General features: G+C 63.5%; 12 protein-coding genes and 1 tRNA gene. 10 read left to right on the top strand and 3 right to left on the bottom strand.

Annotated elements, in window-relative coordinates:
• Positions 1–13: 13 nt before the first annotated feature.
• Complete coding sequence (ung, locus tag F3J45_RS11265; RefSeq protein WP_167061778.1) at positions 14–709, bottom strand: uracil-DNA glycosylase; 696 nt, start codon at positions 707–709, stop codon at positions 14–16.
• A gap of 126 nt (positions 710–835) precedes the next feature.
• On the opposite strand from ung, the gene F3J45_RS11260 reads away from it, so the two are divergent.
• Entirely contained in the window at positions 836–1,948 is a 1,113-nt protein-coding gene (locus F3J45_RS11260) for an enoyl-CoA hydratase/isomerase family protein (RefSeq protein ID WP_167061775.1), read from the top strand.
• Between the two features lie 3 nt (positions 1,949–1,951).
• Here the strand turns inward: F3J45_RS11260 and F3J45_RS11255 are convergent, their stop codons facing one another.
• The gene (locus tag F3J45_RS11255) at positions 1,952–2,392 is read right to left on the bottom strand and encodes a hypothetical protein (protein ID WP_167061772.1); all 441 of its coding nucleotides are present in this window, start codon (positions 2,390–2,392) and stop codon (positions 1,952–1,954) included.
• Between the two features lie 213 nt (positions 2,393–2,605).
• Here F3J45_RS11255 and F3J45_RS11250 point away from each other — a divergent pair, with 213 nt between their 5' ends.
• The 9 genes from F3J45_RS11250 to F3J45_RS11210 all read left to right on the top strand — a co-directional run bounded on the left by F3J45_RS11250 (position 2,606) and on the right by F3J45_RS11210 (position 10,464).
• Positions 2,606–4,096, top strand: a complete 1,491-nt coding sequence (locus F3J45_RS11250; protein WP_167061769.1) for a sensor domain-containing diguanylate cyclase — start codon at positions 2,606–2,608, stop codon at positions 4,094–4,096.
• Positions 4,089–4,310, top strand: a complete 222-nt coding sequence (locus F3J45_RS11245; protein ID WP_167061766.1) for a cysteine-rich CWC family protein — start codon at positions 4,089–4,091, stop codon at positions 4,308–4,310. The genes F3J45_RS11250 and F3J45_RS11245 overlap by 8 nt, the downstream gene beginning before the upstream one ends.
• A 173-nt stretch (positions 4,311–4,483) precedes the next feature.
• Positions 4,484–5,176 carry a pseudouridine synthase gene (locus F3J45_RS11240; RefSeq protein ID WP_167061763.1) on the top strand — a complete coding sequence of 231 codons (693 nt, stop codon included), beginning with the start codon at positions 4,484–4,486 and terminating at the stop codon, positions 5,174–5,176.
• A gap of 334 nt (positions 5,177–5,510) precedes the next feature.
• A complete protein-coding gene (locus tag F3J45_RS11235; RefSeq protein ID WP_167061760.1) occupies positions 5,511–6,401 on the top strand; it encodes an alpha/beta fold hydrolase in 891 nt (296 codons plus the stop codon).
• Between the two features lie 134 nt (positions 6,402–6,535).
• Positions 6,536–6,609, top strand: a tRNA-Gly gene (locus F3J45_RS11230).
• Between the two features lie 197 nt (positions 6,610–6,806).
• A complete protein-coding gene (locus tag F3J45_RS11225; protein WP_167061757.1) occupies positions 6,807–8,507 on the top strand; it encodes a SulP family inorganic anion transporter in 1,701 nt (566 codons plus the stop codon).
• Positions 8,508–8,660: 153 nt separating this feature from the next.
• Entirely contained in the window at positions 8,661–8,981 is a 321-nt protein-coding gene (locus tag F3J45_RS11220; protein WP_167061754.1) for a type II toxin-antitoxin system RelE/ParE family toxin, read from the top strand.
• The gene (gene nadS / locus F3J45_RS11215) at positions 8,978–9,265 is read left to right on the top strand and encodes a NadS family protein (protein ID WP_167061751.1); all 288 of its coding nucleotides are present in this window, start codon (positions 8,978–8,980) and stop codon (positions 9,263–9,265) included. The genes F3J45_RS11220 and nadS overlap by 4 nt, the downstream gene beginning before the upstream one ends.
• A 206-nt stretch (positions 9,266–9,471) precedes the next feature.
• Positions 9,472–10,464 (top strand): DUF4917 family protein, encoded by a 993-nt coding sequence (locus tag F3J45_RS11210; RefSeq protein WP_167061748.1) that lies wholly within the window; start codon positions 9,472–9,474, stop codon positions 10,462–10,464.
• A 223-nt stretch (positions 10,465–10,687) separates the two neighbouring features.
• Here F3J45_RS11210 and F3J45_RS11205 read toward each other — a convergent pair whose 3' ends face one another.
• On the bottom strand, positions 10,688–11,908 hold the full coding sequence (locus tag F3J45_RS11205) for an SAM-dependent methyltransferase (RefSeq protein ID WP_167061745.1): 1,221 nt from the start codon (positions 11,906–11,908) through the stop codon (positions 10,688–10,690).
• Positions 11,909–11,945: the final 37 nt, after the last annotated feature.

Below are 11,945 nucleotides of genomic sequence, written 5' to 3'. Positions count from 1 at the left end.
GCCCGGCCTGGCCTCAGGCCAAGGGTGGCAATGCCCAGTTGATCGGCGCCAGGCCGCGTTGCTCCAGGAAACCGTTAGCCCGGCTGAAATGCCCGCACCCCAGGAACCCGCGATAAGCCGACAGCGGCGAGGGGTGTACCGACTTGAGCACCAGGTGCTTGGTGCCATCGATCAGCTTCTGCTTGCTCTGGGCATGGGCGCCCCACAGCAGGAACACCACGTTCGGGCACTGCTCGCTGACCACCTGGATGATCCGGTCGGTGAAGAACTCCCAGCCCTTCTTGGCGTGGGACGCAGCGTTGGCGCGTTCCACGGTCATGGTCGTGTTCAGCAGCAACACACCCTGCTCGGCCCAGCTCTGCAAGTAGCCGTGGCTGGCGATCGGGATGTTCAGGTCGCGCTGCAGCTCTTTGTAGATGTTCACCAGCGAAGGCGGCGCAGGCACCCCCGGCTGCACCGAGAAGCACAGGCCATGGGCCTGGCCTGGGCCGTGGTAAGGGTCCTGGCCGAGGATCACCACTTTCACCTGGCCCAGGGGCGTGGAATTTAGCGCGTTGAAGATCATCGGCCCTGGCGGGTAGATTTCCTTGCCGGCCGCGTGCTCCTGGCGCAGGAATTCACGCAGCTGGTGCATGTAGGGCTGGTCGAACTCGGCGCGCAGGGCAGCCTTCCAGCTGGGTTCGAGTTTGATGCGATCGTCGTCAGTCATGGGGCCATCCGTAATCAATGGCGCGACACTAGGTAAGCCCTCGGCCCTTGTCAATCGATCCGACCGACGACCGGCATGTTCGCCGGGGCGGGCCATACTTGGGGGATGACTTGCGCGAGGTTACCCATGGCCATTCACTGCGAGGTACTCACCGGCGCCGATGGCGCCCGCATCGGCATTGCCATCCTGGACGCACCCAAGGCGCTCAATGCCCTCAACCTGCCCATGATCGAGGTGCTCGGCGAGCAGCTGCTTGCCTGGGCCCACGACCCCGGCATCGTCTGCGTGCTGCTGCGCGGCAACGGCGCCAAGGCCTTTTGTGCCGGCGGCGATGTGCGCGCGCTGGCCCAGGCCTGCCGCGATCACCCCGCCAGCGTGCCGCCCCTGGCTGCCACCTTTTTCGCCGCCGAGTACCGCCTCGATTACCTGCTGCACACCTACCCCAAGCCGCTGCTGTGCTGGGGCCATGGCCATGTGCTGGGTGGCGGCATGGGTTTGCTGCAAGGTGCCGGGGTGCGCATCGTCACCCCCAGCAGCCGGCTGGCCATGCCGGAAATCAGCATTGGCCTGTACCCGGATGTCGGCGCCAGCTGGTTCCTCGCTCGCCTGCCGGGCAAGCTCGGCCTGTTCCTGGGGCTGACCGGGTCACCGATCAATGCCCGCGATGCCCTCGACCTGGGCCTGGCCGACCGCTTTTTCGGCGAGCAACAGCAAGAGGCGTTGATCGAGGAATTGCTGCAACTGAACTGGCAGGAACAAACCGCGTTGCAGTTGAACAGCCTGCTCAAGGCTGAACAACACCGCGCCTGGGCCGAATTGCCCGAGGCGCAATGGCTGCCGCGCCGCCAGGCGATAGACGCATTGCTGGATGTGGCCGATGCGTCAGCCGCGTGGCGTGCCCTGGAGGGCTTGAAACACCACGCCGACCCCGTGCTGGCCGAGGCCGGCCAACGCCTGCATGAAGGCTGCCCGCTGACGGCGCACCTGGTGTGGGAGCAGATTCGCCGTGCCCGGCACCTGTCCCTGGCGCAGGTATTCCAGATGGAATACAGCATGAGCCTGAACTGCTGCCGGCATCCGGAATTCAGCGAAGGCGTGCGGGCGCGCCTGCTGGACAAGGACAACCAGCCACGCTGGCACTGGCCGGACGTGGCGCAGGTGCCAGCGGCGGTTGTCGAGGCGCACTTCAGCAAAGCCTGGGAAGGCCGTCACCCACTGGCAGACATGGGCCAGGGCTGACGGTCAGCGCTGCCAGTTACGTTCACCGCCACGGCCTGGGCCCTGCTGGCGGTCGTTGTCGCCGCCGCCATTGGAATGCCAGCGATCATGCTGGTAGCGCTGGCTGCCATTGGTGTAGTCGTGCCGTTCGCGGTCACGCCCGTAGTCATTGCGCTGGCGGTTGCCGTAGTCGTAACGCGGGTTGCCATGCCATTGGTTCATTCCCGGCTGCGGATAAGGGCGGTAGACCGGGGGAGGCGCCGGCCGGTAGTAGCGGGGTGCCGGCTGGTAGTAGTAGTGGGTACGCGGGGCGACATAATAGCGGTCGTAACCGTAATAGCCTGGGTAGGCGTAGGGGCCAGTGGAGTAGTAATCGGAACGGTAATAGCCCGAGCTCTCGTAGTAAGGAGCGCAGGCGGACATCATCAGGCCCAGCAGGGCGATCAACAGAATACGATAGGACATGGCGGCCTCCTGGACCGCTGGGGGTGCTCGAACAGCGGCGCTGGCGAGCGTCGACACGAAAGCGTTCGTCGACATTGAATCAGACAACGTTCCCAGGGTGCAGTGCCCTTGGCGAAACAAATTGATACAGGTGGAAATACCCCTTAAATACATGCAGTCATTTTGCCGCCATATCACTAGAATGTGCGCCTCGGCACACATCATGGGAAGATCATGCCTTCACGCTCCGCCCTGTTTTCGCAGCGCTCGCTGATCCTTGCCCTGCTGCTGCTGTTGGCCTGCGGCTTTCTCGCCACCTCGTTGATCAGCTATTACGCCTCGCGCAGCGCGATCCGCGACGGCATCATCAACACCGAGCTGCCATTGACCTCTGACACGGTCTATTCGGAAATCCAGAAAGACCTGATCCGCCCGGTGCTGATCGCCTCGATGATGGCCCAGGACACCTTCCTGCGCGACTGGGTGCTGGCCGGTGAACAGGACACCGGGCGCATTACCCGCTACCTGCGCGAGGTGATGGGCAAGCAGGCAACCTTCACCTCGTTCTTCGTGTCCGACCGCAGCCTTACCTATTACCAGGCCAAGGGCGTGCTCAAGCACGTGGTACCCGGCACCTGGCGCGACGCCTGGTATTTCCGCCTGCGTGACGCGAAAGAGCCGTATGAAATCAACGTCGACCTGGACATGGCCAACCATGACAGCCTGACCGTGTTCATCAACTACCAGGTGCTCGATTACCAGCAGCGCTTCATCGGCGCTGCCGGGGTGGGCCTGAGCGTGGATGCGGTGGTCAAACTGATCGACACCTACCAGCGGCGCTACCAGCGCTCGGTGTTCTTCACCGACGCCCATGGCAAGGTGCTGCTTACAGGCTCCGACGGTGGCCCCCATGGCTTGCGGGTGGGCCAGGCATTGCACGACAACATTGAGCTGGGCAGCCTGCTCGGGCAAAGCCCGGTGCCGGGCGAAGGCAGCCACGAGTACACCGACAGCCAGGGCCACAGCCACTTTCTCAATGTTCGGCAGTTGCCCGAGCTGGACTGGTACCTGCTGGTGGACAAGCGCGAAACCGGCGCCCTCGACCGCATTCGCCACTCGCTGTACCTGAACCTGGCCATTTGCGCCGCCATCAGCCTGGTGGTGCTGTCGCTGCTGCACGGCATGCTCAAGCGCCACCAGGCCAGCACCGAGGCCCTGGCCACCCTCGACAGCCTCACCGGCCTGCCCAACCGGCGCAGCTTCGACCTGCTCGCCGCCCAGGCACTGCAAGCGGCGCAGCGCGACCGCACGGCACTGGTGGCGCTGCTGATCGACCTTGACCACTTCAAGACCCTCAACGACACCCACGGCCACCTGGCAGGCGACGAAGTGCTGCGCCAGTTCGCCCAGGTGCTGCAAGGCAGCCTGCGCCAGTCGGATATACTGTGCCGCTGGGGTGGCGAGGAATTCATCGTGCTGTTGCGCGCAACCGAGGGCCGGCAGGCCATCGAGGTGGCCGAGAAAATCCGCCGCCGCACCGAGCAGCAGGCCTTCAGCTTCGAAGCGCAAGCGCTGCACCTGACCACCAGCATCGGCCTCAGCGCCCTGCAGCAAGGCGACACCCTGCACACCTTGCTCAGCCGCGCCGACCGCGCGTTGTATTGTGCCAAGCAGGCCGGGCGCAACCGTGTCTGCACTGAATCTGCCGGAACCGACGATGAATGACAGCCTGCACTGCCCCGCCTGTGGCGCCCTGAACCAGTGCGCCCTGGCCGACCCGCGCAGCGCCACCCAGGCGTGCTGGTGCTTCAGCGTCAGCATCGACCCCGCGGTGCTCCAGGCCCTGCCGGCCGAACTGCGCGACAAGGCTTGCCTGTGCCCGCGCTGCGCGGCGGTAGTCGACGACCTGGAGCGAGGCGCCGCCCACAATCCCCTGTAGGAGCGGGCTTGCCCCGCGAACACCGGCGCAGCCGGTGCCACCCACCGCGTCGCCTGCTTCGCGGGTCAAGCCCGCTCCTACAGGCTTCCTCGTTAAATCGGATCAAGAAGCCAGCACCGCACCCAAAGGAAAACCGCTAGACTGCGCCCCCGCACCTCTGCCCCCTTTTCGCCATGCGTCTCGACCGTTTCCTCGCCAACCTACCCTGCTACAACCGCCAGCAAGTGCGCCTCATGCTGGTGCAACGGCGGGTGCGCGTGGACGGTGAGGTGGCATACGAGCCAACCACCGAGGTACGTGAGTTCAGCCGGGTAGAAGTCGACGACCAGCTGCTGCAAGCCGGCCGCCCTGCCCGCTACCTGATGCTGCACAAGCCCGTCGGCTGCGTCAGCGCCACCCACGACCCGCAGCACCGCACGGTGCTCGACCTGTTGCCCGCCGAGCTGCGCGACGGCCTGCACATCGCCGGGCGCCTGGACTTCAACACCACCGGGCTGATGGTCCTGACCAACGATGGCCAGTGGTCGCGGCGCCTGACCCAGCCGGGCACCAAGCTGCCCAAGCATTACCTGGTGCACACCGAAGACGACATCGCCGACCACTACGTGGCCAAGTTCCGCGAAGGCTTCTATTTCGCCTTCGAAGGCCTCACCACCCAGCCCGCCCAGCTCGACATCCTCAGCCCCCGCCAGGCACGGCTGGCGATCGTCGAAGGCCGCTACCACCAGGTCAAGCGCATGTTCGGCCACTTCGACAACAAGGTGATCGGCCTGCACCGCGAAAGCATGGGTGCGATCCGGCTCGATCCTTGCCTGCAACCTGGGGAGTTCCGGGCCCTGACGGCGGAAGAAATCGCCTCGGTCTGAATGCCGTAATACAGGCATACGACCGCTGAGCGCTCCGAGTCACAAATTTGCGCAAACGGCACTTGCGCGATTCCCGACCCGCTGCTTGACTCCATCTTCGTCAGTCCATGAGTGACCAACCAGTCACAGTCAGTGGACCCTGACACTTTTTGCCGGCCACCCAATGCCTCGATGCGTTGGGGCACGGTGAATTGCCCGCCAAAAACAATCGTCGACATGCGTGCCAAGGATCGACACAGGGCCCCCCGGTTTAATTCAGGCGAATGCCTACCTGTCATAAAGAACGTGCACCCTAGGTGACGCGAATACCCTTTTTGCGCCAGGAGTCGATGACATGAGGCCAGAAATCGCTGTACTTGATGTCCAAGGTCAGTATCGGGTTTACACGGAGTTCTATCGCGCGGATGCGGCCGAAAAAACGATCATTCTGATCAATGGGTCGCTGGCCACCACGGCATCGTTCGCCCAGACGGTGCGCAATCTGCACCCGCAATTCAACGTCGTGTTGTACGACCAGCCCTATGCCGGCAAGTCCAAGCCACACAACCGCCAGGAACGGCTGATCAGCAAGGAGGATGAGGCGCATATCCTGCTGGAGTTGATCGAGCACTTCCGCTGCGACCACGTCATGTCCTTCTCCTGGGGCGGTGCCTGCACCCTCCTGGCACTGGCGCACCAGCCACGGCTGGTGAAAAAGGCGGTGGTCAGTTCATTCTCACCGATCATCAACGAACCGATGCGCGACTACCTGGAGCGTGGCTGCAAGTACCTGGCCGCCTGCGATCGCTACCAGGTCGGCAACCTGGTCAACGACACCATCGGCAAGCACTTGCCGTCGTTGTTCAAGCGCTTCAATTACCGCCACGTGAGCAGCCTGGACAGCCACGAGTACGCGCAGATGCACTTCCACATCAACCAGGTGCTGCAGCATGACCTGGAACGCGCCCTGAAAGGTGCGCGCAACATCGACATTCCGGTGCTGTTCATCAACGGTGACCGGGACGAGTACACCACGGTCGAGGATGCCCGCCATTTTGGCCAGCACGTTGGCAAGAGCCACTTCAGCGTGATTCGCGATGCCGGGCACTTCCTTGATATGGAAAACAAGAACGCCTGCGAAGACACCCGCAACGTGATGCTCGATTTCCTCAAGCCCACCGTGCGCGAGTCCCGCCAACCGTCTTATTCATTCATGCAGCAGGGCCAGCATGCAGTTGCCATTTGAGCGCATCGGCGTTCTGTAGCCCTCACCCGCAGGCTATGGGCGCCGACAGCTTTTTGCGGCTCTTTTTATAACCGGGGCTTCTAATTCGAGGAGGGTTCTGGTAAAAAGCCTCTGGTAAAAGTTGTACACCAGATGCGGGTATAGTTTAGTGGCAAAACGAAAGCTTCCCAAGCTTTAGTTGAGGGTTCGATTCCCTCTACCCGCTCCAGATTCGCAGTCCCCGCATGGCGTTCCAGCAACGTCATCGCTGTCAAAAGGAGCCAAGGCTCCTTTTTTCGTTTCTGTCCTTTCATTGATGTGGCCCGTGGCCATTTCCTCTTCGATCCGCTTGAATCCGCTTGCATGCGCAACGACGAGTGGCGCATATGCTCAATGGACTCGTGAAGCATTTCGAAAGGACGACGCATGTTTCTCTCCCGCTGGCTCCCGGGCCTGGCCAACCTGTTGCAGTACCGCCGCGAATGGTTCCACGCCGACCTGCAGGCTGGGCTTTCGGTGGCCGCCATCCAGATTCCCATCGCCATTGCCTATGCCCAGATCGTCGGCCTGCCGCCGCAATATGGGCTGTATGCCTGTGTGCTGCCGATGATGGTATACGCCCTGATCGGCAGCTCGCGCCAATTGATGGTCGGCCCCGATGCAGCCACCTGCGCGATGATCGCCGGCGCCGTGGCGCCACTGGCCATGGGCGACCCGCAGCGCATCGCCGAGCTGTCGGTGATCGTCACCGTGCTGGTCGGGGTGATGCTGATTGGCGCAGGGCTGGCACGGGCCGGGTTCATTGCCAGCTTCTTTTCGCGGCCGATCCTGATCGGCTACCTCAATGGCATCGGCCTGAGCCTGATTGCCGGGCAGTTGTCCAAGGTGGTGGGGTTCAGGATCGAGGGCGATGGTTTCGTCCTCAGCGTGGTCAACTTCTTCCAGCGCCTGAATGAAATCCACTGGCTGACCCTGGCCATTGGCCTGGCCGGGCTGGCGCTGCTGATCTGGCTGCCGCGCCGCTACCCGCGCCTACCAGCGGCGTTGGCGACAGTAGCGCTGTTCACCCTGGTGGCGGGCCTGTTCGGCCTGGACCGCTTCGGCGTCGCCATCCTCGGCCCGGTGCCCTCGGGCATGCCGAGCCTGGCCTGGCCGCAGAGCAACCTTGCGGAAACCAAAAGCCTGTTGCGCGACGCCCTGGGCATCGCCACCGTTAGCTTCTGCAGCGCCATGCTCACCGCCCGCAGCTTCGCCGCTCGGCACGGCTACGCGATCAACGCCAACCACGAGTTCGTCGCCTTGGGCGTCAGCAACCTGGCCGCCGGTATTTCCCAGGGCTTTGCCATCAGCGGGGCCGACTCGCGCACCGCGGTCAATGACATGGTCGGCGGCAAGAGCCAACTGGTGGGCATCATCGCCGCGCTGGTGATCGCCCTGATCCTGATGTTCTTCACCGCGCCCATGGCATGGATTCCGCAGGCAGCACTGGGCGCGGTGCTGCTGATGGCCGGCTGGGGGCTGATCGATGTGCGCTCGCTGGGCCGTATCCGGCGCCTGAGCCGCTTCGAGTTCTGGTTGTGCCTGTTGACCACCGCGGGCGTACTGGGCCTGGGCGTGTTGCCGGGCATCGTGTTCGCCGTGACCCTGGCGATCCTGCGCCTGCTCTACAGCATTTACCAACCGACCGACGCGGTACTGGGCTGGCTGCCAGGCACCGAGGGCCAGGTCGACATCCGCAAGCACCCGCAGGCGCGCACGGTGCCGGGCTTGGTGGTGTACCGTTTCGACGATGCGATCCTGTTCTTCAACGCCGACTACTTCAAGCAGCGCCTGCTCGAAGCCGTGCAGCGCGAGGCCCAGCCCCAGGCTGTGCTGTTCGATGCCGAGGCGGTGAGCAGCATCGACGTCAGCGGTATCTCGGCCCTGCGCGAAGTCCGCGACACCCTGGCCGCCCAGGGCGTGCACTTCGCCATCGCCCGCGCCCGCGGCACCTTCCTGCGCATGCTGGTGCGCTCAGGCATGGCCCGGGAGATGGAAGACATATTGCTGTTCGGCTCGGTGCGGGCTGGGATTCGAGCGTATCGGGTGTGGCGGAACAGGCAGCGCGGAGCGACGGGGGCGCAATAGCGAAACGGACTACATCTGAACCGGAAGTGGGCTAGCTCCCAACCATTGCGCGATCCACTAGCCTAACGTTCCGGCGTAGGTTCATGCGCCAGGATATCTTCCTTCCCGTAGCGCTGTGCGACCAGCGACTACGCCAATGGCGCACATCCTGCTATGCTTTTCATTGAAACACCTATTTTTTCGAGAAGGGTGAAGGAACTCCTTGAGGACGATGCCTATCGGCTTCTACAGATCAAGCTGATGGCCGCACCGGAGTCCGGTGACTTGATCGAGGGAACCGGAGGCCTACGCAAGCTTCGCGTTGCTGCCTGCGGCCGTGGAAAACGTGGCGGAGCCCGGGTGATTTACTACTACTTCACCTCACACTCACAACTCGCCATGTTGTACATCTACCCGAAAAACGAGCAGTCCGAGTTGTCTTCCGAGCAACGCAAGGCACTGAAGCACATCATTGAAAACTGGAGGCGCACATGAGCACGTTCTTTGAAGAGCTAATGGAAAGCGTCCAGCAAATGGACGAGATCGTTCAGGGCAAGCGCGCGCCCTCGCAGCTGTTTGAAATCGACGCCCTCCAAGTCAGACGCATTCGCCAAGCAACAGGTTTGTCGCAGGTACGCTTTGCCGAAATGATCGATGTCCAGGTGGCTACGTTAAGAAACTGGGAACAGGGGCGCAGAGAACCCACCGGGCCAGCCAAAGCGCTGCTCCGAGCAATCCGCAACGATCCCGACCATGTTCTGAAGGCACTTTCCCACTAAGGCACCGCGGTGCGACTGCTGGCACGGTTCCCTGCGCGACAGCGCAGCCCGTAGGGCTGGGTTATCTGCTACAAAGGATGGCGGCGCGACTGCAGGCACAGGCCAGTACAGGCGACACAGGGCGCAGCTGGAAACAGCAACCCTCGCACTCCTTGCATGACATGCTAAAGTCCCCGCCGCTCCCTGCATCATCGAACGGACCCCGCATGCCAGCTCTCGACGCCCTCCTCGCCACTTGGTCAGACCTCAATCAGCGCCACCCCTGCACAGCCCTGCTGCTGGGCAACGGCGCCAGTCGCGCGCTGTGGAAACCGTTCGGTTACTTCTCGCTGTACGAGGAAGCCCAGCGTGCCGGGCGCAAGAAAGGCCTGGCGATCAGCGACCAGGCCCTGTTCAAGTCCCTGGGCACCGAGTTGTTCGAACCGGTACTGAGCACGCTCAACCACACCGTGCGCGCCAACGCCGCCCTGGCCATCAATTCCACGGCGCCACTGAACCGCTACTACTCGATCAAGGAAGGCCTGATCCACGCCGTGCGCACCCTGCACCTACCGTGGGCGCGGGTGCCCAAGGCCACCCTGGCCTCGATCAACCAGGCCTTGCGCGCCTACCGCAGCGTCTATACCAGCAATTACGACCTGATCCTGCCCTGGGCCGTGCAACAGGCCCCACAAGGCTTTGCCGAGCTGTTCGACGAACAGGGCTTTTTCGACGTTCGCCGCACCCGCAGCGAGGGCACCCGCGTGCTGCACCTGCACGGTGGCCTGCACCTGCTGAAACTGCCCGACGGCACCACACGCCAGCGCAGCGCCGACAGCGCCGAACTGCTCCACGGCTTCGCCGTGAACATCCCCGGCGAGGTGCCGCTGTTCGTCAATGAGGACCGCAGCGAGGAGAAGCTGCGCGCCATCCGCCACTCGGACTACCTGGCCTGGTGCCTGGGCCAACTGGCACTGGAAAACCAGGGCGTATGCCTATTCGGCCAGCACCTGGACAGCAGCGACCAGCACCTGCTGGACGCCATTCGCCAGGCCCGCCCGGCGCACCTGTCGATTGCGATTCGGCCACTGGGCGAAGCGTCGGTGCTCAACCAGAAACGGCATTACCAGGAGCGGTTCGGGAACTTGACGGGCACGGCGTTGCACTTCTTCGACGCCAGCACGCACCCGTTGGGGGCGGCGGAACTGGCAATCGGCTAGCGCCGCCCAGCGGGCGCATCGCGAGCGCCTACAACCAAGGCATGCCAAATCCCGTAGGGCGATGCAACTCCCTGTAGGAGCGAGCTTGCCCCGCGAACACCGGCGCAGCCGGTGCCATGCACCGCGGCGCCTGCTTCGCGGGGCAAGCCCGCTCCTACAGGATTATCTGTTAAATCAGATAGTTTCGATTTGTTCCATAGGAGACGCGGTAGGGCCAGCAACCCTACTGCGGTATCAGATGATCCGCCTGCAACAACGTCTCCAGGCAGTGCTCCTGCACCCCGTAAAACGCCTTGAGCTGGGCGATCTTCTCCAGCAGGGCGGCGTTGTCGCCCGCCTGGCGGCGCTTCACCGCAAGAATCATCTTGTTCTTGTTGGTGTGCTCCAGGGAGATGAACTCGAACACCTTGGTTTCGTAACCACAGGCTTCCAGGTACAGCGCGCGCAGGCTGTCGGTGAGCATTTCCGCCTGTTGCCCCAGGTGCAGGCCATATTGCAGCATCGGCTGCAGCAGCCCCGGGCTGTGCAGCTGCGGGCGAATCTGTTTGTGGCAGCACGGCGAGCACATGATGATCGCGGCGTTGCAGCGGATGCCGGTGTGAATGGCGTAGTCGGTGGCGATGTCGCAGGCATGCAGGGCGATCATCACCTCGATGGCCTCGGGCACCACGCTGCGCACGTCCCCGCACTGGAACTCAAGGCCAGCATGCTCAAGGCGCGCGGCCGCGGCATTGCACAGGTCAACCATGTCCTGGCGCAATTCCACACCCGTCACCTGCGCCTCGCGGCCCAGGGTATTGCGCAGGTAGTCATGCATGGCGAAGGTCAGGTAGCCCTTGCCCGAGCCGAAGTCGGCCACCCGCAGCGCCTGGCCGGCAGGCACCTGCGCAGTGGCCAGGGCGTGGTCGAACACTTCGATGAACTTGTTGATCTGCTTCCACTTGCGCGACATCGACGGAATCAGCGCCGCCTGGGCATCGGTCACGCCCAGGTCGCGCAGGAACGGGCGCGATAGCTCCAGGTAGCGCTTCTTCTCACGGTCATGGCCAACGCTTACGGCAGCTTCACGCGGCGCCTGCGCGCCATGGCGCTGAAGCATCGGCTTGCCCTTCTTGCTGAACGTCAGTTGCACCTCGCCATCGGCGTCGAACAGGTGGGCATTGCGAAAGCTGTCCGGCAGCAGTTCGGCCACCAGCGCCTGGGCCTGGTCCAGCGGCAGGTTGCGGGTGATGTCGCGGGTCTGGTGGCGGTACACCAGCGACAGGCTGGCCTGCCCCTTCACCAGCAGCGGCTTGGCGATGATGCGCTGCAAGGTAGCGTCGGCGCCGACATGGCGCGCCAGTACCAGCTTGACCAGGGTATTGCCCTGCAAGGCAGCGCTGAGCAGGTCTAGGAACCGGGTGCGGGCATCCGGTGCGGGGGAAGCGGAAGAACTGGCGGACATGGCGAAACGGTGCCTCGAATAGCGGATCGCACATTCT

The organism is Pantoea sp. Ap-967, assembly GCF_011752565.1.
Taxonomy (GTDB): domain Bacteria; phylum Pseudomonadota; class Gammaproteobacteria; order Pseudomonadales; family Pseudomonadaceae; genus Aquipseudomonas.
Note: the sequence above shows the minus strand (reverse complement) of the source record. Positions and strands in the feature narration are given on the sequence as shown.

Excerpts from the sequence above, each read along its gene's own strand:
- ung (WP_167061778.1), bottom strand. The coding sequence starts at position 709 with ATGACTGACGACGATCGCATCAAACTCGAACCCAGCTGGAAGGCTGCC.
- F3J45_RS11260 (WP_167061775.1), top strand. The coding sequence starts at position 836 with ATGGCCATTCACTGCGAGGTACTCACCGGCGCCGATGGCGCCCGCATC.
- F3J45_RS11255 (WP_167061772.1), bottom strand. The coding sequence starts at position 2,392 with ATGTCCTATCGTATTCTGTTGATCGCCCTGCTGGGCCTGATGATGTCC.
- F3J45_RS11250 (WP_167061769.1), top strand. The coding sequence starts at position 2,606 with ATGCCTTCACGCTCCGCCCTGTTTTCGCAGCGCTCGCTGATCCTTGCC.
- F3J45_RS11245 (WP_167061766.1), top strand. The coding sequence starts at position 4,089 with ATGAATGACAGCCTGCACTGCCCCGCCTGTGGCGCCCTGAACCAGTGC.
- F3J45_RS11240 (WP_167061763.1), top strand. The coding sequence starts at position 4,484 with ATGCGTCTCGACCGTTTCCTCGCCAACCTACCCTGCTACAACCGCCAG.
- F3J45_RS11235 (WP_167061760.1), top strand. The coding sequence starts at position 5,511 with ATGAGGCCAGAAATCGCTGTACTTGATGTCCAAGGTCAGTATCGGGTT.
- F3J45_RS11225 (WP_167061757.1), top strand. The coding sequence starts at position 6,807 with ATGTTTCTCTCCCGCTGGCTCCCGGGCCTGGCCAACCTGTTGCAGTAC.
- F3J45_RS11220 (WP_167061754.1), top strand. The coding sequence starts at position 8,661 with ATGCTTTTCATTGAAACACCTATTTTTTCGAGAAGGGTGAAGGAACTC.
- nadS (WP_167061751.1), top strand. The coding sequence starts at position 8,978 with ATGAGCACGTTCTTTGAAGAGCTAATGGAAAGCGTCCAGCAAATGGAC.
- F3J45_RS11210 (WP_167061748.1), top strand. The coding sequence starts at position 9,472 with ATGCCAGCTCTCGACGCCCTCCTCGCCACTTGGTCAGACCTCAATCAG.
- F3J45_RS11205 (WP_167061745.1), bottom strand. The coding sequence starts at position 11,908 with ATGTCCGCCAGTTCTTCCGCTTCCCCCGCACCGGATGCCCGCACCCGG.